Origin of the sequence: Antarctobacter sp. (assembly GCF_965277915.1) — a bacterium.
In the GTDB taxonomy this organism is placed as follows: domain Bacteria; phylum Pseudomonadota; class Alphaproteobacteria; order Rhodobacterales; family Rhodobacteraceae; genus Antarctobacter.
The window spans coordinates 1507702-1527599 of record NZ_OZ255849.1; the positions used below are offsets into that span (position 1 = coordinate 1507702).

Sequence of the window (19898 nt, forward strand, 5' to 3'; positions counted from 1 at the left end):
AGGTCAGGAAATCCGCCAGTGCGCAGGATATGCGCGGAAACCTGCAAATTTGTCCGTGAAATGGGCATCCCTCGGCCGATCCGCAGGTCGGCGCAGGATGGGCGCCTTGCGAGCGCGGACACTTCGGGCCGGTAAAAGGACTTGGCTACCTGGCGCCAATAATAAAGAAACGGACCCTGCGAAAAATCGCAGAGCCCGTCCAGAGTGCCTGTTGTACGTAACGCTCCTCGGAAGACTAGGGCGTATTGGGGGTCAGGCGCTCTTGCGGAACTGGGTGACAGGGGGGGTCATACCCAGTTTCGCGCGCAGCTGTGCGGGCAGCATCCGGCTGGAGGAAACGCGCGGCTTGCACATTTCCGGGATCAGGCGTTCCACACCATCGTAGAGCGCGACATATTCTTCGTAGTTGTCGAAGTTCTTGCGCGCTGCGTAGTCGACGAAGGTTTCTGCCGCCGCACCGTTGGCAATGATCTCTTCATGGCTTTCGGTCTCGACATGGTAGACCTTGAAGCGGGCACCCAGTTCGGTGGCCGGCACAAAGTCGATGGTCGAACCGTTGACCAGGGCCGAGGCATTCACGACCAGTCCGTCGATGATCATGCCGTGGTCGGCCGTCACGGTCAGGTCGCTGTGGGGCAGGCCTTCGCCAAGCGCGCCGGCGCTGATGCGCACCATCTGCCTGGATGCTTCGCCAAGGACGCCGTTCAGCGTCTGGACGCCCAGCCATTTGACCGTGGTTTCCGAACCGTCTGCGGTAAGGATCTTGTCGCCGATGGACAGGTCCTCGACCTTGCGCTCACCTTCGGGGGTGGCGATCAGCGTGCCGTCCGCAAAGCAGTAGGCATAGTCGCCGGTGCTGGTCAGGTCGAAGGTGGTGGTGACAGCGCCCAGGGCAGGCTTGCCTTCCGGGAACCAGAAATAGGTCTGACCGCCGGCGTCGAACGCAACGAAGGGTTTGGGGTCAAGCAGGCCAAGAACCGATGCGGTCCCATGGCCGATGTAGTCGATGGGATCGCCGTTGAACGTGGTGATGCCGTCGTCCGTCTGCTCGAACGTGTCGTTGGCATCGGTGATCGATGCGGGCGACTCCGGGCTGCTGAAGTCCAGCAATGTTGTCGGGTTGATCAACTGGCCGACGGACAGACCGATCAGGCTGCCATCGGTATAGACATCATCAAGGTTTATCGTGGACATGAAATTCTCCTATTCGTCACACCTGATCGACCAGGACTCTGAACAGCCCCGTCTTGAAAACACGCCCTTGAACGCCCCGAAGATTGCCCCTCGCACCTTCGGGAAGGTCTAGACTAGCTCCCTCTTAACGAGAGTTAGCCCAGCGGTTTTCCGACAGTCAATGCAAAAAACTGCATTTTGGACTAAGAGTTTAAATATACTTTTGGATGTGTCCTATACACATGCGGTTATGCTTCGAAGTGTATAGTTATGCCGCATATCGGATAATGGTGGAATTTTACCAGTTGGTCACAAAATTTTTGCATGAATGTCATGAATGTCCTGCCTGCCTGCCTTCAGCACGCTTTCCTGTGGCAATTCCGAATAGTGGAATTGGCAACTCATCCTAAAGTAGTAGGGGGTGAGGTGTGACTTCTGGGGTTATGGACCTGCGGTACAAGCTCGGGTCATGAAGTATTGATATAGGGATTCTGGGCATGGGGTGCGCGAAGGCCGCGTTCAACGTAAGGCCCGACGTCTTGACCCGTGACGACACCGGAGGAGTGACCTCGGGGACAAGCGGGCATTGGCCGCCACGACGCAGGGGCATCGTCTGAACGCCGCCGGGTGGCGTGGTTTCTGCGTGCACTCCCTCACGAGGACGATCACACGCCGATGAAGGTTTGACGCCGGATGAGGTTCAGGTGCTTGTTCTGGGACTGGTGCCTGCGGCCAGGCAGTCGGCAAATGCCTCCGCCGCTACTTGCGGAAAACTGGCGGCGATGTGACTCGGCCCGGACGGTGGACATGGGGCGCGCCGTCCGGGCGCTGATCGACCTGGCGCAGATGGATTGTTATTGGGGCGACGCGTCGGATCGAAACCGAAATCTGGCACACGGGCAAACCCGGTCATCCGTTTTCATCAGGACCGAAAGACCCCGCCAACCATAAGGGTGACGGGGTCTGTCAATCGTCAAAAAGGGGTGGGCGCTATCAGGCGCTGTGCCGCAGCCCTGGCGAAAGGCGCACCTCTGCAGGGAGCATCCTCGCGGACGAGACCCGGGGCAGGGGCATTTCCGGGATGATCCGCTCGACCCCATATAGCTCCAGGTACTGGTCGAAATTGTCGAAGGCGCGGCGGTCACGGTAGTCGATGAAGGTTTCCGAGGGCGCGCCATTGGCAAGGATCACGTCATGAGCCTCTGTCTCGACATGGTAGACGGTCAGGCGCGTGGACAGGTCCGCGACGGACACCCGGTTGATCGTGTCCCCGTTGACAAGCGCGGCGGCATTGATCACCCGGCCATCCAGAACCATGCCGTGATCGGCGGTCAGGGTCAGGTCACTGTGGGGCAGACCGTGCCCCAGGGCGCCGGCGCGAATGCGGACCAGCCGGGCCTGCGTGGCGCGCAGGCTTTGCCGACCGACCCATCGGACCGGGACCACATCGCCCGCCGCCGTCAGGACGGGGGCGCCGACGTCCAGCATCTCGACCGGGGTCTCACCTTCCGGGGTGGCGATGCGGGTGCCGGCGGCAAAGCAGTAGGTGTAGGTCGTATCCGAAGAGGCCGCCACGACGCCCGGCCCCAGGCTGGGATCGTTCGAGGCGACATAGGCGGAGGAGCCGTTGAACAGGACCGGATCGCCGTCGACGGTCAGCCCCACCAATTCATAGGGACCGCTGGTCAGCACGCTGGACACGGTCCATGTGACATTGTCGCCAACTGCGGTGCTGGTGTCGTTGAGGCCGTCCGCGCCGTCACTGACGGTTGATGAAATGGCGTTCGGCCCCTGCAGCTGATAATTGCCGAGGCCATCGACCCCGCCGACGACATAGATATGGGTAAAGCTTTGCGACACGAGACAATCCTCTGGAACCAATAGTAACAAGCGGGCGGGTGTCCGCAGGTTAGGTTCGGTTCCCGGTCGCAATCAAGGGGGCGCCGCGCGAAACTTCGCAGGCGCCCCGATGTCGGGGAACGTCAGTCAGCCCGTGTTGTCAGGGCGACTTCGCTTGCGATCCGCGTACGCTTGGCCTCGGCGTCCTGTGCGATGATCGGGCCGATGCGGAAGGCGTCGACAATCCACCAGATCACGAAGGCCAGCAGCATCGGGATTCCGATGATGAAATAGGCCAGCAGCAGCCCGCCCCAGAACAGGATCATCTGGACAATGGCGGTGCCGGCGCGGCCCAGGTAAAAGCGATGGGCCGAAAACCCGCTGAGAAAGAACCATAGCAGATAGGCCGTGGTCGAGGACTTCTTTTCGTTGGCCAGTTTTTGTTCGACCAGCATTTGCTGTTGCGTGGAAAGTTCCAATCCGGGTCTCCTGGGAGTCTGAAATGCATATGAACATGCTCGATGCAGGGGAAATACGGCATGAATATGGGGGCAATGGGGAAAAGCCCCCAAAATCTGCATGTCCTGCCGCGTGTCGGTCAGGCGCTGATCGCGGCGCCCGTGTCGCTGGGGAGACGTCCGATGCCGAGGCGCCCCCTTGTATTCATCGGCAAATGCCGCGCGCTGGAAATCCGGGGCGCGGGCATCTCGGGAATGATCCGCTCGCAACCATACAGGTCCAGGTATTCGTCGACATTGTCAAAGGCGCGGCGGTCGCGGTAGTCGATGAACGTCTCGGCAGGCGCGCCATTGGCGAGGATCACGTCGTGGTTCTCAGTTTCGACGTGGTAGACGGTGAAACTGTCCACCAGTTCGCCCAACGGGACAAAGTCGATGGTCGACCCGTTCACCAGCGCCGAGGCGTTGATGACATGTCCATCCAGAACCATGCCATGATCGGCGGTCACGGTCAGGTCGGCATCGGGCAGGCCATCGCCTAGGGCACCTGCACGGATGCGGACGGGTTGCGCGCCCTTACGCGAGAGCAGGGGCCGGACCGTCTGGCGCCCAATCCACTTGACCGGCACCTGCCGGCCATCGGCCGTGGCGATCAGGTCCCCGATCTTCAGGCATTCGACGGCTGCATCGCCTTGGGGGGTCTTGATTCGGGTGCCGGGCAGGAAGCACATCAGAGATATGTCGGCGGAGGAAACGCCCGTGTAGCTTTCGATTGACGTAAACACTTCTGCCGTCGGCGTGGAGCCATCCAAGGGGATGAGATAGATGGTCGAGGGTGTCTGCACGGCGCAGACGGAAACGGGGCCGCTGACGCTCAAAGTGAGATCGACTATTTCTATATATGTGATCGCTTCGCCGCCCACGCTATCCCCAACGGCGAGTGTCCCGCTATCATCGACATCCGTAAAGGTAAGGACAGAGGCGATCAGGTCTTCGCCGACGGTCAGAATATTCGGCGAGGTATCCGTGGGGGTGCTTTCCCATACGATGACAGTATGTTCGGTCGGCATACTCTTTACTCTTTGTTAATAATTAACAGTGGCACCTTAAGACAGGAGCTTTGAGGGGCAAAGAAAAATCCGTGTTCGTTCGCATTGCGCGCGTACCGGGACACCGACCTCAATCAGGGCGAAGACTACGGCCCGCCCGTTTCGGTGCTCGTTTCTGCTTTCAGATGATCATGAGGCGATCTGCGATGCCCGGCCCGAGTCCCACCCCGGTGCCGAATGCGACTTGGCCAGGTTCCCCGGCGCGTCGTGCCGCAGGCCGCCCTGTTCGATACATCCCGGTTTCATTCCGAACGCGATCCGATTAGGCGCACCACGCCTTTTGCCGGGTGGATGGGGCGTCGGTTCCGGCCAGGCGATTCTTGATGGCCTGCGGGACCAGGCGGGCGCTGGAGATCCGGGGGGCGGGCATCTCGGGAATGATCCGCTCGCAGCCATACAGGTCCAGGTATTCGTCGAAATTGTCAAAGGCGCGGCGGTCGCGGTAGTCGATGAAGGTTTCCGAAGGCGCGCCATTGGCGAGGATCACGTCATGCTCTTCGGTTTCGACGTGGTAGACGGTGTAGCTGTTGTCCATTCCGCGCTCTGCACCCAGTTGATGCTGTCGCCGTTCACAAGCGCGGACGCGTTGATGACGTATCCGTCCAGCACCATGCCGTGGTCGGCGGTCACGGTCAGGTCGGCATTTGGCAGTCCATGGCCAAGCGAGCCTGCGCGAAGCCTGACCAATTGTCGCTTCGACGCGGCAAATGCCGTGCGTACCGTCTGACGCCCGATCCATTTCACGGGAACACAGCGGCCATCCTCCGTCAGGATGTAGCCGCCGATGGTTAGATCCTCGACAGCGGCCGTGCCGTCAGGGGTCGAAATCCGCGTTCCGGCCGCGAAACAGAAGAGATGCGCGCCCGAAGTCGCCCCCGGAAAACTCGCCCGGGGAGTAACCCATCCCGGACCGGGGTTGTACACGTGATGCGAGCCATCGGGACGCTGGAACACCGGCATTTTAATGCCACCGACCGTTATGGTGCCGACGTAATCGTTGGTCGAAAAGTTCTGATCGCCGGTTTCGAACTGGTCGTCGTTGTCTTCATCCGCAAGGGATCCGCCAGCGATGGAATTGTTGATTTGCGTGCCTGCCGGATCATAGACGAAATCCTGCACGTAATTGAAATCGGGCATTTTTTCCCACAATATTGGATAAACACCGGCACGTTACTGCAACAGTTGGCAACGTCAATCGGATTTGAATCCAAAGCTGTGGGCGGACAGTAAGCCGTCATTTCCCGGAGCTATCGAGTGAAAGGGGGGACGCCGGGCGGGCCGAATCCCGGGCATAAAAAAGGGCGCCCGAAGGCGCCCTTTCTGTATACGTTGATTGGTCAGATCATTCCGCCGCGATGGGCTCTTGCGCAAGGTTGCGCAGCACGTAGTGCAACACGCCGCCGTGTTCGATGTATTCCACCTCGATGGCGGTATCGATCCGGCACTTCAGCGTGATCTCCTTGGTCGAACCGTCCGTGTAGGTGATGGTGCAGGGCACCTCCTGCAGCGGCTGAACGGTGTCCAGACCGGTGATCGAGACGCTTTCGTCGCCGGTCAGGCCCAGCGACTTGCGGGTGTCGCCGCCGGTGAACTCGAACGGGATGACGCCCATGCCGACCAGGTTCGAGCGGTGGATACGCTCGAAGGATTCAGCGATGACCGCCTTCACGCCCAGCAGCGCCGTGCCCTTGGCCGCCCAGTCGCGCGAGGAACCCGCGCCATACTGTTCGCCGCCGAAGATCACCAGCGGGGTGCCGGCGTCCTTGTAGGCCATGGCCGCGTCGAAGATCGAGGTCTGGTCGCCGTCGGGGCCCTTGGTATAGCCGCCTTCGACGCCGTCCAGCATCTCGTTCTTGATGCGGATGTTGGCAAAGGTGCCGCGCATCATGACCTCGTGGTTGCCGCGACGCGACCCGTAGGAGTTGAACTCGCGCACCGGAACCTGACGCTCGACCAGGTACTGACCGGCGGGGGTGGTTTCCTTGAAGGAACCGGCCGGAGAGATGTGGTCGGTGGTGATCATGTCCCCCAGCAGGGCCAGGACGCGCGCGCCCTCGATGTTGGTGATGGCGCCCTTTTCCTTGCCCATGCCCTGGAAGTAGGGCGGGTTCTGGATGTAGGTCGAGGTCGCCGGCCAGTCATAGGTTTCCTGCTGCGGAACCTCGACGCCCTGCCACTTCTCGTCACCCTTGAACACATCGGCGTACTTGGACTGGAACGCCTCGCGGGTCACGGTCTGCTCGACCAGCTCGGCCACTTCCTGCGTGGTCGGCCAGATGTCTTTCAGGTAGACGTCCTTGCCGTCCGGCGTCTGGCCGATCGGTTCGCTGGTGATGTCGATGTTCATGTCGCCGGCCAGCGCGTAGACCACGACCAGCGGCGGCGAGGCCAGGTAGTTGGCGCGCACGTCCGGCGAGATCCGGCCTTCGAAGTTGCGGTTGCCCGACAGGACCGAGGTTGCGATCAGGTCGTTCTCGTTGATCGACTTCGAGATCTCGGGCTGGAGCGGGCCCGAGTTGCCGATGCAGGTGGTGCAGCCATAGCCGACGAGGTTGAAGCCGACCTTGTCCAGGTCCTCCTGCAGGCCGGCGGCCTCCAGATAGGCGGACACGACCTGCGACCCCGGGGCCAGCGAGGTCTTGACCCAGGGCTTGCGGGTCAGGCCAAGCGCCGCGGCCTTGCGTGCCACCAGGCCCGCGCCGATCATGACGTAGGGGTTCGAGGTGTTGGTGCAGGAGGTGATCGAGGCGATCACGACCGAGCCGTCGCGCAGCTCATAGTCCTCACCCTCGACCTTGGCGGTCTTGTGGACGTTGACCGGCTTGGTTGCGGCAGGGCCTTCGGCCGCCATGTCCTTGGCATCGCCCGAAATGTCGATGCCGCGGAAATCGGCCACGACCTTTTCGAACGAGGTGGCTGCCGCGGTCAGGGCAACGTAGTCCTGCGGACGCTTGGGGCCGGAGATGGCCGGCACGATGGTGCCCATGTCCAGTTCCAGCGTGTCAGTGTAAACCGGGTCGTAGTCCGCGTCACGCCACATGCCGTTTTCCTTGGCATAGGCTTCGACCAGCGCGATCCGGTCCTCGTCGCGGCCGGTGTTGCGCAGGTAGCGCAGGGTTTCGCCGTCGATCGGGAAGAAGCCGCAGGTCGCGCCGTATTCCGGGGCCATGTTGGCGATGGTGGCGCGGTCCGCCAGCGGCAGCTTGTCGAGGCCGTCGCCGTAGAATTCCACGAACTTGCCGACCACGCCCTTGGCGCGCAGCATTTCCACGACCTTCAGCACGAGGTCGGTACCGGTGGTGCCTTCGACCATCGCACCGGTCAGCTTGAAGCCGACGACCTCGGGGATCAGCATCGAGATCGGCTGGCCCAGCATCGCGGCCTCGGCCTCGATGCCACCCACGCCCCAGCCCAGAACGGCCGCGCCGTTGACCATCGTGGTGTGGCTGTCGGTGCCGACCAGCGTGTCGGGGTAGGCGACGGTTTCGCCGTTCTGGTCCTCGTCGGTCCAGACGGTCTGGCTGAGGTATTCGAGGTTGACCTGGTGGCAGATGCCGGTGCCCGGGGGAACGACGCGGAAGTTGTTGAACGCGGTCTGGCCCCATTTCAGGAACGTGTAACGCTCCATGTTGCGCTCGTACTCGCGGTCCACGTTCATCTGGAAGGCGCGCGGGTTGCCGAATTCGTCGATCATGACCGAGTGGTCGATGACCAGGTCGACGGGGTTCAACGGGTTGATCTTCTGCGCGTCGCCGCCCAGGGCCTTGATGCCGTCGCGCATGGCGGCCAGGTCGACCACGGCGGGAACGCCGGTAAAGTCCTGCATCAGCACGCGCGCCGGGCGGTAGGCAAGTTCACGGTCGCCCTTGCCGCCGTTCTTGGCCCAGTCGCTGAACGCCTTGATGTCGTCCTGGGTGACGGTCTTTCCGTCCTCGAAGCGCAGCATGTTCTCGAGCACCACCTTAAGCGCGGCGGGCAGTTTCGAGAAATCGCCAAGGCCGGCAGCCTCGGCTGCGGGGATCGAGTAATAGGCGACGGTCTTGCCGCCGGCTTCGAGCGTCTTGCGCGTGCCCGCGCTGTCATGGCCTACGGTGATGGTCATGGGCAATGCCTCCGATGGGGTGACGAAAGGATTTCTTGGCACCCTCATGCCGAAAGCGGGTGAGTCAATCAAGGGGGGTGCGTCGTTTTTGTATACCGTTGCACACAATTTTGCCCGGCTGGGTGGCCGAACCCGTGCAACGCGGTGCGAGTGGCCCCCTGTTTCTGCGCCCTGATGGCCGTATATACGCGGGTGTGACGGGTGCGGGCGGGGCAAAACCTGTCACGCAATCTCCCAAAACCTTGATTGGCGTTCGAGAACGCGCTTGGGTAGACCCGGATGGGGGAACGAGACAAGGGCAAGGCATTCATGCGCAGGATTGCAGGTATCGTGACGGCGGGCTGGATCGCGCTGGCAGGGGCGGTTTCCGCCCAGGACAATCCGGTCGTGGTTGAGCTCTTTACCTCGCAGGGCTGCTCCTCTTGCCCGCCAGCCGACGCGATCCTTGCCGAACTCAGCGACCGCGAGGACGTGATCGCCCTGGCACTGCACGTCGACTACTGGGACTACATCGGCTGGCAGGATGTTTTTGCCCAGCATGCCTTCACCCGGCGGCAAAAGGCCTATGCCCGTACTGGCGGCTGGAAGATGATCTACACGCCGCAGATGGTGGTGAACGGCGAGGACGATGTTGTCGGTTCGCGCCCGATGAAACTCTCCAAGCTGATCCGCAAACACGCCGAGCGTCCCTCGCATGTCAATCTCTCGGTGCAGCGCGACGGGGCCAGCATCGCGATCCGGGCCGAGGCCCTGACCGACGCGCGGCCCTGCGATATTCACGTCGTGCGCTACGATCCCTCCGAAGAGGTGACCATCACCCGTGGAGAGAACGCCGGCCACACGCTGACCTATACCAACATCGCCCGTCGCTGGGATGTCGTCGCCCGCTGGGACGGGACCGGCATCTACGAGGGCCGGGTCGAGGTGGGGCAGGATGCGCCGGTGGTCGTGCTGGTGCAGGACCCCGAGAACGGTCACATCGTGGCGGCGGCCCGTTTGCGCTGACGTTTCATCTGGCGCTTGGGTTTCCAGCGCCGGTGCGTCCACATCCATTGCCCCGGATCGTCCTTGATCCGCGCTTCCAGCCGCCGTGTCGCCTCGCGCATCATCTCGACCGGATCGCCGTGTTCGATCGGGTCTTCGAGGATGGTGTCAAAGCCGTAATGGTCGGCGCGGCGGATGCCGAAATAGGGGATCAGCAGCGCCCCGGTCTTGAGCGCGATATCCGCCGGAGAGGTCACGGTCGGGGCCGGCTGGCCAAGGAAATCGATGGGCACGCCAGAGCCGTCGAAGACGTCGAAGACCATCGCCAAAACGCCGCCGCCGCGCACATGCCGCAGCAGCGCCTTCAGCCCGCCGGGGCCCTGCACAAAGACCGGCTCTGCCACGTCGCGGTAGTTCTGGACGTAGCGGGCGTTGGAATAGGGGTTCGACATGGCCCGCAACAGCCCGCCCACCTCGTAGCCCCGCGCGACCAGCGCGCAGCGCGCACAGATCGGGTTGCCGTAGTGGCCCGAGAGCAGCAGCACCGGCCGCCCCTCGGCCCGGGCCTGTTCGAAGGCGGGCAGGCCGGGACCGCCCACCGGGTAGGCGGCGCCCCGCTGCAGCATCTCGGCCGGGTCGTAGTTCTCGATGAAGGCCCGGGCGAGGTTGTCGATCGCGGCATCGGCGATGCGGCGCTTTTCCTCGGGCGGCGTGCCGGGCCAGACATGGTCGATATTGGCTTCGACGCGGTCATAGTATCCCAGCGCCGGAGCGACGGCCCGCCGCACGATCCAGCTGGCCAGGTTCAGCCGGCTGCGCACGGGCAACAGGCGCAGCGCACCCACAAAGAGGTTCAGCCCGATATCTGACAGGCGGTCCTGCCATGTGCCCCGGGTCGCTTCCGGTTTCGCACCGGCCTTGCCTGTGTTTCGCGTCTTTTCCGTGTCCTTGCCGCTCACCCGGGGGCCCCTCGTACAGATCGTCCCCGTTCTATGCAGGGCGATGCCGGGCGGCAAGGGGCGCGGGCATCACTCTTCGTCGGGGGCCACCAGCTCGATCTCGCCCGACGAGACGAGGTCGCGGATCGCGCTGATCACTGCCGCCATCGCCTTTTCGCCGACCGAGGCCTTGACCTCGCCCAGGCCAGAGACCTCCTCGCGCAGGTTCTCGCCCAGGCGCTTGGACATGTTGGCATAGAGGAATTCGACCGCCTTGCTCTCTTCCGGGGATCCCTGCATCGCCGCCGCCAGTGCCAGTGCCATGGTGTCCGGCGGCACGTCGCGGGTGATCTTTGGCACGTCCATCGGGTTCAGCCGTTCGGGGATGTTGGCGAAGGTAAAGATCGCCTTGCGCACCGCCTCTGCAAAGGCCGCGTCCTCCTGCTCGAGGTTCTGCAGCAGTTCCTCGCGCACGGCGGTGTTGGAATAGTTCAGGATCGCGCCCAACCGTTCGTCGGGCCGCGCCTTGAAGGCCTTGGGCGGTTCGGCGTCGATCTGCGCCGCTAGGCTGAGGCCGATCCGGTCCACCGCGTCGGGCGTCACGCCGGTGGTCATCGAGACCGCGTAGGAAATCCGCCGCGCCTTGTCGCCGGGCAGTTTCGCCAGCACCTGCGCCGCCTTGCCGACGGCGATCTTGGACATCATGACGGCGGCGATCTCGGTGCTTTCGGACATCACCAGCGTCTTGATCTGGTCCACTTCCAGCGCGTTGATCCGCGCCCAGGGATCGCCGGTCTGGCGCACCCCGGCCTCCTTGCGCAGGCGCATGGCGGTGTGCGGATTGATCTTGCCGTCAAGCGCGGTCAGCGCACCGGCCATGTCGCCGGGAAACGCCAGGCCAACCGATTCGAGCTCATTCGAGAATTCCTCGACCACGGCATTCAGCGTCTCGCGGTCGACGTAGCGCATATTGCCCAAGAGCATCGTCAGTTCGGCCTGGTATTCGTCGGGCAAAGCGGCAAGCGGCACATCCGCGCCTTCGTTCAGCAGGAATTGCACGATGATGGCGGCCTTGGCCTTGCGGCTGAGACGGGGCTTGCCACCGATGGCGGACGGGGCAGGCAGGGCAGCGAGTGCGGACATCCGGTTCTTTCCGACCTTGTTGTTGCGCTATGGCCAAGGCGTAACGCCACAAGGTTTCCGGCCCGTTAAGCCAGATGCGAGAAGAAGCCGCAGGAAACCCCTGCAATTGTTGGAAAAATGCCCGGCCACGTTAAGCCGCTGTCAAGCTTTGGCGGCAGGACCCGCCACGAAACAAGACGGGCAGCCCGATGGGCCGCCCGCGAAACCTCGGTCATGCGCGCTGCGGACGCCTGTGGCCGTCAGCTTGCGACCACCACGCAGCTGTTGCTTTCATGGTCATAGGTCATGCCGTCGGCGCAGCTCATGGCCTGTTTGGAATGTCCGGGGCAGGCCATCGCCAGCGCGGGTGCCACGATAAGGGCCGTCGCGGCGAAGAGCATCTTCAGCTTCATCTTCATGGTCCTCCTGTCTACGTGTACCCGAAAGGGTAGCACGCATGCGGCCCCTGGCAAAAAACAAACTTGCTCGGCGGACCCGTGTCCGCGCAACATCCTGAAAACCTGCTTGGTTTCGGGGCGCTCAGTGATCGTGTTTCGCGATCCCGCGCCCGATCATGACATAGTTGACCGGCAGCGTGGCCAGAAAGCCGACGGGGATGGCCACGGCCATCGACAGCCAGAAGGCCGTGCTCCAGACCGTGCCGGAGGTCATGCCGCCCAAGAGATAGTCGACGGCGTTCATCACGGATTCCATCGTCAGGATCGAGACGGTCTCGCCCAGCCAGACCATGCCAAGAGCGGCCGGGACACTGGTGCCCAGCCGTCGTGCCAGCGGAACAGAGGCCAGCGTCAGGCCAAACAGCAAGGCAAGGGAGGTGGTCAGGGCAATGATCGGCCAGGGACTCAGCCCCAGGGACACGCCGATCATCAACCCCAGGACTTCGCCGCTGACGCAGCCGGTTGCGCAATGGACCGTCGCCCAGAAGGCGGCGGGCCAGGTGGCGTGGGTATCGTGGGTATCGTGGCTGTCGTCCTGCGCATGCCCGTGATGCGCAGGGCTGTGCTTATGCTGTTCCATTCCCCTCAGGTAGGGGCGCCGAACACCCGGTCAAAGATCGTGTCGACGTGCTTGGTGTGATAGCCGAGGTCGAATTTCTCGTTGATCTCTTCCTCGGAGAGTGCCGCGCGCACCTCTTCGTCCGCCAGCAGTTCCTCGCGGAAATCGGTGCGGTGATCCCAGACTTTCATCGCGTTGCGCTGCACAAGGCGATAGGCGTCCTCGCGGCTGACACCGGCCTGGGTCAGCGCCAGCAGCACGCGCTGCGACATGACGAGGCCGGGGAACTTGTTCATGTTGTCCAGCATGTTCTGCGGGTAGACCAGCAGCTTGTCGATGACGCCGGTCAGACGGTGCAGCGCGAAATCCAGTGTGATCGTGGCGTCCGGGCCGATGTTCCGCTCGACCGACGAATGCGAGATGTCACGCTCGTGCCAGAGCGCCACGTTCTCCATCGCCGGGACGACGGCCATGCGGACAAGGCGGGCAAGCCCGGTCAGGTTCTCGGTCAGCACAGGGTTCTTCTTGTGCGGCATCGCGGACGAGCCCTTTTGCCCCATCGAGAAGAACTCGGCTGCTTCCAGCACCTCGGTCCGCTGCATGTGGCGGATCTCGATGGCGACGTTCTCGATGCTGCTGGCAATGACGCCCAGCGTGGCGAAAAACGCCGCGTGGCGGTCGCGCGGGATGACCTGGGTGCTGATCGGTTCGGGCACCAGGCCCATCTGGTCGCAGACATGCTCTTCGACCGCCGGGTCGATGTTGGCAAAGGTGCCCACGGCGCCCGAGATGGCGCCGGTGGCGATCTCGGCCCGCGCGTCGCGCATCCGGCTCAGGTTGCGGTCCATCTCGGCGTAGAACCGGGCGAAGGTCAGGCCCATCGTCGTGGGTTCGGCGTGGATGCCGTGGCTGCGCCCGATGCGCACCGTGTCCTTGTGTTCGTAGGCACGTTTCTTCAGCGCCGCCAGCAGCCCTTCGAGATCCTTGATCAGGATATCGCTGGCGCGCACCAGCTGGACGTTGAAACAGGTGTCCAGCACGTCGGACGAGGTCATGCCCTGGTGGACGAACCGGGCCTCCTCGCTGCCGACGTGCTCGGCGAGGTGGGTCAGGAAGGCGATGACGTCATGCTTGGTCTCGCGCTCGATCTCGTCGATGCGGTCGATGTCGAACTCGACATCCTTGGCCTTCCAGACGGCCTGGGCGTTTTCCTTGGGGATCACGCCCAGGTTGGCCTGTGCGTCGCAGGCATGGGCCTCGATCTCGTACCAGATGCGGAACTTGGTTTCGGGGCTCCAGATGGCGACCATCTCGGGACGGGAATAGCGGGGGATCATGGCGGACCTCTCGGCTGGGACTGCGACGTTGGGGTGCCATACGCCGACCGGCATGCATCGGCAATAGGGGGGCAGGCGCGCCGCGACGATAGGGATCACCGCACCTGTGGCTTTCCCCGGGGCGGTGCCGCGTGTTAGCACTCTGAAATCCGGCGGGGACGGCAAGATGACAGGGCATTCAGGCAGGGTGGCGACGCGGGATCTCGGGGCATTTCTCGGCGACTGGCAGGTCAGCCGGCAGATCTGGCAGGACGATGGCGCCCGGGGCCGGTTCGAGGGCACGGCCCGTTGGCGGCGGGATGGCACCGGCGCGATCTACAGTGAACGGGGGCAGTTCTGGCTGGGTGGACAGGGGCCCTTCGTGGCAGAACGCAGCTATCGTTGGGACGCGGACCTGACCGTCTACTTCGAGGATGGTCGCCTGTTCCACCAGGTCCCGGTCGAGGGCGGCGAGGTCGCGCATTGGTGCCCGCCAGATCAATACGATGGCCTCTACGATTTCTCGGACTGGCCGCGCTGGTCCCTGCGCTGGCGCGTCACGGGGCCGCGCAAAGCCTACGAGAGCCTGACCCTGTACTCGACGGCAGAGAGGCCGGGGTCATGAGAGGCCGGGCCGATCGGTCGGATCGCCTGCCGCCGCGGCAATGTATACGGTCGCATTCAACTAAGGCACTGAAAAAACGCCGTTTATCATCTTTACTTTGCACCTGCAGCAATTCATGTTGCGCCCGATAACCGGAGTCCATGCAATGCCGCCCATCCAGGACCATCCGCTGCGCTTCAAGCTGGCCAACGAGTTGCACGCGCGCCCCTTTCCTTCGCTCACGGCGCCCTGCCGTGCGATCTACCTGGCGATCAAGCAGCCCAAGGATGCCGCCGCCCGGGACCGGGGCGCGGACCTGACGCACCTGATCGATCTGCTCGACCGGCATGAAACCCCGCATCCCCAGCCCGGCGCCACCCATTACCAGGGGCCGATCGGGCAATTCATGCTGAAATGGGAACAGCATACGGAATTCGTGACCTATACGGTTTTCATGCCGGGGCTCGGCGACCGCGCCTTCGATCCGGCGGATCTCGATGTCTTCCCGCCGGATTGGCTTGCGCGCGCGCCCGGCGTGCGGGTGACATCGGCGATGCTGCGCATCGACGAGCGCCCCGCCGACGACGCTGCCATCAGCCGCCAGCTGGGCGACTGGCTTGTACCCGAAAGCGTGGCCGTCAGCGAGGTGATTGACGGCGATGCGGTGATCGCGGGCGATTTCCGAATCGACCCGGCGGGGCACCAGCGCTTTGCCATCTTCGTGCGCGAGGGGATCGGCCGGCGCCGGGTGGGGCGCATCGTGCAGCGGCTTTGCGAGATCGAGACCTACAAGGCCATGTCGATGCTGGGTTTCACGCGGGTCCGCGAGATCTCTCCGCGGCTGGGCGAGATCGACACCGAACTGACCCGGCTGATGCAGGTCATGACCGACGAGGACGGGCAGGAGGAAGGCACGCTGAAGGCGCTGCTGAAGGTTTCGGCCCAGCTGGAAAGCCTGTCGGCGCGCATGTCCTTCCGGCTGGGCGCGACGGGCGCCTACGAGGCCATCGTGGGGCAGCGGATCGAGGTGCTGCGCGAGGAGCGCTTTCAGGGGCGGCAGACCTTTTCCGAATTCATGATGCGCCGCTACGACCCGGCCATGCGGACCGTGAAAAGCGCCGAGCGCCGGCTGGAAAGCATGACCAACCGAGCCACCCGCGCCGCCGACCTGCTGCGGACCCGGGTCGAAGTGGGGCGTTCGGCGCAGAACCAGCAATTGCTGGAAAGCATGGACAAGCGCGCCGAGTTGCAACTGCAATTGCAGAAGACGGTCGAAGGGCTGTCGGTGGTGGCGATCAGTTACTACGCGGTCTCGCTGGCGGGCTATCTCATGTACCCGGTGGCGGACCTGCTGGGGATCAGCAAGGGCATGATGACGGCGATCTTGACGCTGCCGGTGGTGGCGGTGGTCTGGCTGATGATCCGCCGTATCCGGCACCACATGGAAGACGGCGGGCCGGACCTGTAGGCCTGTCGCCGGGACGGGACTGTTTGCGGCTCTGCCGCAAAGGCGCCCGCCCGCCGACCCTTGGGACAGGCTGCGCCTGTCTTTGCTTCCGGAGCCACCAGGAAACAGGCGGCGTGCTGATCCTTGCGGTTGCTGGCACGAACGAGAACGGCCCCGGACATTTCCGGGGCCGTGCGTTTCGGTTCGAGAAGGGGTTACTCCGCCGGTTGCAGCGTGCCACGCGGAGAGGCGGAGAGCAGGGCGTTGGTCACCAGCCCGCCGACCGCGATGGCGCCCAGGGCGGCCAGCGCGGCGATCGACAGGGTCGGCACGCCGGAGAGGCCCGCGCCCACGGTGCAGCCGCCCGCCAGAACACCACCCACGCCCATCAGCGCGGCGCCGGCCAGGTAGCGGCCGGTCTCTGCCGGGGAGGAGAAGCTCTGCCATTGGAAACGGCGCGCGGCCAGGGCCGAGACGAAAGCGCCCAGGAAGACGCCGCCGATCAGGCCCACGCCGAAGCCCGCCGGGATCGAGCTGGAGGCGACGGTCCAGAACAGCGTGTCCGACCAGGTGGAGGTGAAGGCGAGGCTCTGCATCGCGATCGGGTCGAAATCGTCATAGAGGATGAAGCCCGTACCGACCCAGCCCAGCGGCACCAGCAGGCCGATGAGCGCACCGCCCGCGAGGGCCTGCCAGCGGTTGCCCGAGCGCAGCCCGTAGGCCAGCGCCGCGGCGGCCAGCAGCGCGGTCCAGAGGGCGGCGCCACCGGGCAGGGCGGCAAGGCTGGTGGTCTCGCCCAGGGGCAGGGTGGTTTGCGCCAGGGTCGTGCGCACCGGGGCCAGCACGCCCTTGAGCGTCGCATGGGCCACCACGGCGAAAACCGCCAGCACGGTCAGTGCACGCAGGTTGCCCGAGGCGGTCAGCACCGTCAGCCGCGAGACGCAGCCGCGTGTCAGCACCATGCCCGCGCCGAAGAGCAGGCCGCCGACGAGAATCGCCGCCACCGGCAGGTCTCTCGCCATGAAGCGGTGGTCGCCGAAGCTGATCCAGCCCATCGCCACGGCGGCCTGGGTGCCCACCAGCGCAAAGGCCAACGCGGTCAGCCAGACGCCAAGCGCGGCGCGCCGATCCTCGCCGACAAGACCACGCCGAAAGCAGAAACGGGTCCGCTCGGCCAGCAGACCGAAGGCGGCGCCGAGGATCAGGGCAAACCAGACCGCGGCCTGCGGAGCGGTAAGAGTGTCGAAACCCAGCGATTCATACATGGCAGCCTCCGGGGTGCGGGGATTGGGATTCAGGAATTTTGTCCCAAATGAGGGGGCAAAGGCCACAAGGCAAGCACATGATCCTTATGGAGCACCTTTCGAACCGGGACGATTTCCCGCGTCGGAGGGCATCCAGCAGGAAAACGTCATCCCCGCGCCCGCGCCGGGGCGGGTGCCTGTTCGGGGCGCCGGGCCACGGGCCGTGGGCTTATCCTTTTTTCGAAGTCGGCGCTCTGCCAGCATTTCGCGGGGGTCTTGGAACGGTGTTCAGGTTGCGCATCGTGCCCGCCGGGGCAGGGGTGTCATTAGCTAAGGTGCCACTGCCGCCGATCCCTTGGATCACCGCGCGCAGGAATGCGGCATGGCACGCCAAAAGGAAAAGGACCGGCGGTTTGCACCGCCGGTCCCTGTTGCTGTCATTGCGGCCAGGCTCACCGGCCCCGGATGCGCGGGTCCAGCGCATCGCGCAACCCGTCGCCCAGGTAGTTGACCGAGAGCACGGTCAGCGAGATGGCGATCCCGGGCAGCAGAACCCGCTCCGGGAATTCCTCCATCCGCACCACGGCGTCGGCCAGCATCTTGCCCCAGGTCGGGAAGTCCGAGGGGAAGCCCACGCCGAGGAACGACAGGGCCGACTCCGTAATGATCGCCGTGGCCAGACCCAGCGCCGCCGAGACCATGATCGGTGACAGGACGTTGGGCAGCAGGTGCCGCCGGATGATCTTGAACTGGGTTGTGCCGATCGAACGCGCGGCCAGCACGAATTCGCGTTCCTTGATGGCCAGGATGTCGCCGCGCACGATCCGCGCCGTCGGCATCCAGGAGGTGATGGCAATCATCGTGACGATCAGGATGAACATGCCCCCCTCCGGCCCGAAGTTGGCCCTGAGGGGTTGTCGGAACAGCGTCACCGCCAGCAGCAGCAGCGGCAGGATCGGCAGCGACAGGAACAGGTCCGTCATGCGCATCAGGAACCCGTCGAGGCGCTTGAAATAGCCCGCGATCACGCCGACGGCGGTGCCGATGACGAGGCTGAGGATCATCGCGGCCCAGCCCACCGCCATCGAGGCGCGGCCCCCGGCGATCATCTGCGCCAGCTGGTCACGGCCCAGCTGGTCCGAGCCGAAAGGCTTGTTCCAGCCGGTCCTGGCATCGGAATCCCACAGCGCGACATAGATCGGGCGGAAGTCCTTGTTGCGGATGTCTATCTTTTGCGGATCCACCTGGTACAGCCAGGGGCCGATCAGCACCGCGAGCGTGATGAAGATCAGGAACCCCAGGCCGAACATGGCGCCCTTGTGCTTGCGGAACTGGTCCCAGACGTCCTTGGAGCGCGCGCGGGGCGGCTTGGACGGTTCCTTGTCCTGCAGGGCCTCGATGGCCTGCAATGGCTCGTCCGAGGGGGTGGTGTTGTCAGTCATAGCGGATCCTCGGGTCGAGCAGGCCGTAGAGGATGTCGGCAACCAGGTTGAAGAGCACGATCAGCACGGCAAAGATGAAGGTCAGGGTCATGACCATCGGCAGGTCGTTGGCGAAAAGCGCGGTGATCAGCAGCTGGCCGATCCCGTTCACCTTGAACACCTGTTCGGTGATGATGGCTCCGCCGAAGATGGCCGGCACCCCCAGCGCGATCACGGTCACCACCGGGATCAGCGAGTTGCGCACGACGTGGACATTGACGACGATCGCCTCGCTCAGGCCCTTGGCGCGGGCGGTGCGGACGTAATCCTGGTTGAGGTTGTCCAGCATCGAGGCGCGCATGTAGCGGCTCAGCTGGGCGGTGATCTGCAGCGCCAGCACCATGACCGGCATGATCATCTGACTCAGCTGGACCTTGAAGCTGGCCCAGTCGGTCACGACGTGGGTGGTGTCGTAGATCGAGGGGAACCAGCCAAGCTGGACGGAAAAGATCACGATCAGCAGCGGGCCGGTGAAGAAGGGCGGGATCGAGAAGCCGATCATGGTCACGAAGGTGCCCGCCTGGTCAAAGACCGAATACTGCCTGTAGGCCGAATAGACGCCCACCGGGATGGCGATCAGGATGGCGACGATATAGGCCGTGCCGACCACCCAGAGGGTCTGCGGGATCCGCTGGATGATGATGTCCATGACCGGCGACCGGGTCTGCCAAGAGATCACGCGTTGCGCGCCCTCTGTCATGTTGGTGCCGAAGGCCCAGTCGATAAAGACCTTGGGTTCGGTCCAGAAGACCTGCACCAGCCATTTCCAGTATTGCACCAGCGGCGGTTCACCAAGGCCCAGGGCCTCGCGCATCTTCTGTTTCACCTCTGGCGGGACCGTGAGCGGCACCTGCGCCATCGGGTCCCCCGGGGCAAGCTGGAGCAGCATGAAGATGACAAAGCTGATGAAGAGAAGCGTCGGGATCGAAAGGACCAGACGTCGCGTCGCGTAGGATAGCATCAAACGCCTCTGATTTTTGCGGCTATGGAGCCGGGGGCAGGCCGGGCCGAAGCGGGTCCGGCCTGCAATAGGGGCGCGCCGGGCGCGCCCCGGTTTTCAGCGG

General features: G+C 64.0%; 18 protein-coding genes. 3 read left to right on the top strand and 15 right to left on the bottom strand.

Annotation, left to right across the window (positions count from 1 at the left end):
- Positions 1-252: 252 nt before the first annotated feature.
- The 7 genes from ACQY5B_RS08160 to acnA all read right to left on the bottom strand — a co-directional run bounded on the left by ACQY5B_RS08160 (position 253) and on the right by acnA (position 8681).
- Entirely contained in the window at positions 253-1194 is a 942-nt protein-coding gene (locus ACQY5B_RS08160; protein ID WP_420325655.1) for a Hint domain-containing protein, read from the bottom strand.
- 972 nt (positions 1195-2166) lie between these two features.
- On the bottom strand, positions 2167-3033 hold the full coding sequence (locus ACQY5B_RS08165; protein WP_420325654.1) for a Hint domain-containing protein: 867 nt from the start codon (positions 3031-3033) through the stop codon (positions 2167-2169).
- Between the two features lie 122 nt (positions 3034-3155).
- Positions 3156-3491, bottom strand: coding sequence for a TM2 domain-containing protein (locus ACQY5B_RS08170; protein ID WP_305972162.1), 336 nt, complete (start codon positions 3489-3491; stop codon positions 3156-3158).
- 119 nt (positions 3492-3610) lie between these two features.
- Positions 3611-4540 (bottom strand): Hint domain-containing protein, encoded by a 930-nt coding sequence (locus ACQY5B_RS08175; RefSeq protein ID WP_420325653.1) that lies wholly within the window; start codon positions 4538-4540, stop codon positions 3611-3613.
- 301 nt (positions 4541-4841) lie between these two features.
- Positions 4842-5114: a hypothetical protein gene (locus ACQY5B_RS08180; RefSeq protein WP_420325652.1), complete on the bottom strand. Its 273-nt coding sequence runs from the start codon at positions 5112-5114 to the stop codon at positions 4842-4844.
- On the bottom strand, positions 5063-5716 hold the full coding sequence (locus ACQY5B_RS08185; RefSeq protein WP_420325651.1) for a Hint domain-containing protein: 654 nt from the start codon (positions 5714-5716) through the stop codon (positions 5063-5065). Before ACQY5B_RS08185 ends, ACQY5B_RS08180 begins: the two co-directional genes overlap by 52 nt.
- 205 nt (positions 5717-5921) lie before the next feature.
- Complete coding sequence (gene acnA, locus ACQY5B_RS08190; protein WP_420325650.1) at positions 5922-8681, bottom strand: aconitate hydratase AcnA; 2760 nt, start codon at positions 8679-8681, stop codon at positions 5922-5924.
- A gap of 309 nt (positions 8682-8990) precedes the next feature.
- On the opposite strand from acnA, the gene ACQY5B_RS08195 reads away from it, so the two are divergent.
- The gene (locus tag ACQY5B_RS08195; RefSeq protein ID WP_420325649.1) at positions 8991-9686 is read left to right on the top strand and encodes a DUF1223 domain-containing protein; all 696 of its coding nucleotides are present in this window, start codon (positions 8991-8993) and stop codon (positions 9684-9686) included.
- Here the strand turns inward: ACQY5B_RS08195 and ACQY5B_RS08200 are convergent.
- The 5 genes from ACQY5B_RS08200 to purB form a co-directional block, all read right to left on the bottom strand.
- On the bottom strand, positions 9656-10624 hold the full coding sequence (locus tag ACQY5B_RS08200; RefSeq protein ID WP_420325648.1) for a lysophospholipid acyltransferase family protein: 969 nt from the start codon (positions 10622-10624) through the stop codon (positions 9656-9658). The two genes, ACQY5B_RS08195 and ACQY5B_RS08200, sit on opposite strands and share 31 nt — an antisense overlap.
- Before the next feature lie 69 nt (positions 10625-10693).
- Positions 10694-11746: a flagellar motor switch protein FliG gene (locus ACQY5B_RS08205; protein WP_420325647.1), complete on the bottom strand. Its 1053-nt coding sequence runs from the start codon at positions 11744-11746 to the stop codon at positions 10694-10696.
- 239 nt (positions 11747-11985) lie between these two features.
- The gene (locus tag ACQY5B_RS08210) at positions 11986-12144 is read right to left on the bottom strand and encodes an adenylosuccinate lyase (RefSeq protein WP_305972169.1); all 159 of its coding nucleotides are present in this window, start codon (positions 12142-12144) and stop codon (positions 11986-11988) included.
- A 121-nt stretch (positions 12145-12265) separates the two neighbouring features.
- Positions 12266-12763 carry a DUF4396 domain-containing protein gene (locus tag ACQY5B_RS08215; protein WP_420325646.1) on the bottom strand — a complete coding sequence of 166 codons (498 nt, stop codon included), beginning with the start codon at positions 12761-12763 and terminating at the stop codon, positions 12266-12268.
- Between the two features lie 5 nt (positions 12764-12768).
- Positions 12769-14079: an adenylosuccinate lyase gene (purB, locus tag ACQY5B_RS08220; protein WP_420325645.1), complete on the bottom strand. Its 1311-nt coding sequence runs from the start codon at positions 14077-14079 to the stop codon at positions 12769-12771.
- Between the two features lie 166 nt (positions 14080-14245).
- Between purB and ACQY5B_RS08225 the strand changes: the two genes are divergently transcribed.
- Both ACQY5B_RS08225 and ACQY5B_RS08230 read left to right on the top strand, forming a co-directional pair.
- Entirely contained in the window at positions 14246-14683 is a 438-nt protein-coding gene (locus tag ACQY5B_RS08225; protein ID WP_420325644.1) for a DUF6314 family protein, read from the top strand.
- Positions 14684-14828: 145 nt separating this feature from the next.
- Positions 14829-16130, top strand: a complete 1302-nt coding sequence (locus tag ACQY5B_RS08230; protein ID WP_305972173.1) for a DUF3422 family protein — start codon at positions 14829-14831, stop codon at positions 16128-16130.
- 194 nt (positions 16131-16324) lie between these two features.
- On the opposite strand, the gene ACQY5B_RS08235 is transcribed toward ACQY5B_RS08230, so the two are convergent.
- From ACQY5B_RS08235 to ACQY5B_RS08245, 3 genes are all read right to left on the bottom strand, one after another.
- Entirely contained in the window at positions 16325-17374 is a 1050-nt protein-coding gene (locus ACQY5B_RS08235) for a YeeE/YedE family protein (protein ID WP_420325643.1), read from the bottom strand.
- Between the two features lie 431 nt (positions 17375-17805).
- On the bottom strand, positions 17806-18795 hold the full coding sequence (locus tag ACQY5B_RS08240; protein WP_305972175.1) for an ABC transporter permease: 990 nt from the start codon (positions 18793-18795) through the stop codon (positions 17806-17808).
- Positions 18788-19795, bottom strand: coding sequence for an ABC transporter permease (locus tag ACQY5B_RS08245; protein WP_305972176.1), 1008 nt, complete (start codon positions 19793-19795; stop codon positions 18788-18790). The genes ACQY5B_RS08240 and ACQY5B_RS08245 overlap by 8 nt, the downstream gene beginning before the upstream one ends.
- Between the last annotated feature and the right edge of the window lie 103 nt (positions 19796-19898).

Excerpts from the sequence above, each read along its gene's own strand:
- ACQY5B_RS08180 (WP_420325652.1), bottom strand. The coding sequence starts at position 5,114 with ATGGACAACAGCTACACCGTCTACCACGTCGAAACCGAAGAGCATGAC.
- ACQY5B_RS08240 (WP_305972175.1), bottom strand. The coding sequence starts at position 18,795 with ATGACTGACAACACCACCCCCTCGGACGAGCCATTGCAGGCCATCGAG.
- ACQY5B_RS08195 (WP_420325649.1), top strand. The coding sequence starts at position 8,991 with ATGCGCAGGATTGCAGGTATCGTGACGGCGGGCTGGATCGCGCTGGCA.
- ACQY5B_RS08215 (WP_420325646.1), bottom strand. The coding sequence starts at position 12,763 with ATGGAACAGCATAAGCACAGCCCTGCGCATCACGGGCATGCGCAGGAC.
- ACQY5B_RS08225 (WP_420325644.1), top strand. The coding sequence starts at position 14,246 with ATGACAGGGCATTCAGGCAGGGTGGCGACGCGGGATCTCGGGGCATTT.
- ACQY5B_RS08230 (WP_305972173.1), top strand. The coding sequence starts at position 14,829 with ATGCCGCCCATCCAGGACCATCCGCTGCGCTTCAAGCTGGCCAACGAG.
- ACQY5B_RS08235 (WP_420325643.1), bottom strand. The coding sequence starts at position 17,374 with ATGTATGAATCGCTGGGTTTCGACACTCTTACCGCTCCGCAGGCCGCG.
- ACQY5B_RS08210 (WP_305972169.1), bottom strand. The coding sequence starts at position 12,144 with ATGAAGATGAAGCTGAAGATGCTCTTCGCCGCGACGGCCCTTATCGTG.
- purB (WP_420325645.1), bottom strand. The coding sequence starts at position 14,079 with ATGATCCCCCGCTATTCCCGTCCCGAGATGGTCGCCATCTGGAGCCCC.
- ACQY5B_RS08185 (WP_420325651.1), bottom strand. The coding sequence starts at position 5,716 with ATGCCCGATTTCAATTACGTGCAGGATTTCGTCTATGATCCGGCAGGC.
- ACQY5B_RS08245 (WP_305972176.1), bottom strand. The coding sequence starts at position 19,795 with ATGCTATCCTACGCGACGCGACGTCTGGTCCTTTCGATCCCGACGCTT.
- ACQY5B_RS08160 (WP_420325655.1), bottom strand. The coding sequence starts at position 1,194 with ATGTCCACGATAAACCTTGATGATGTCTATACCGATGGCAGCCTGATC.
- acnA (WP_420325650.1), bottom strand. The coding sequence starts at position 8,681 with ATGACCATCACCGTAGGCCATGACAGCGCGGGCACGCGCAAGACGCTC.
- ACQY5B_RS08205 (WP_420325647.1), bottom strand. The coding sequence starts at position 11,746 with ATGTCCGCACTCGCTGCCCTGCCTGCCCCGTCCGCCATCGGTGGCAAG.
- ACQY5B_RS08175 (WP_420325653.1), bottom strand. The coding sequence starts at position 4,540 with ATGCCGACCGAACATACTGTCATCGTATGGGAAAGCACCCCCACGGAT.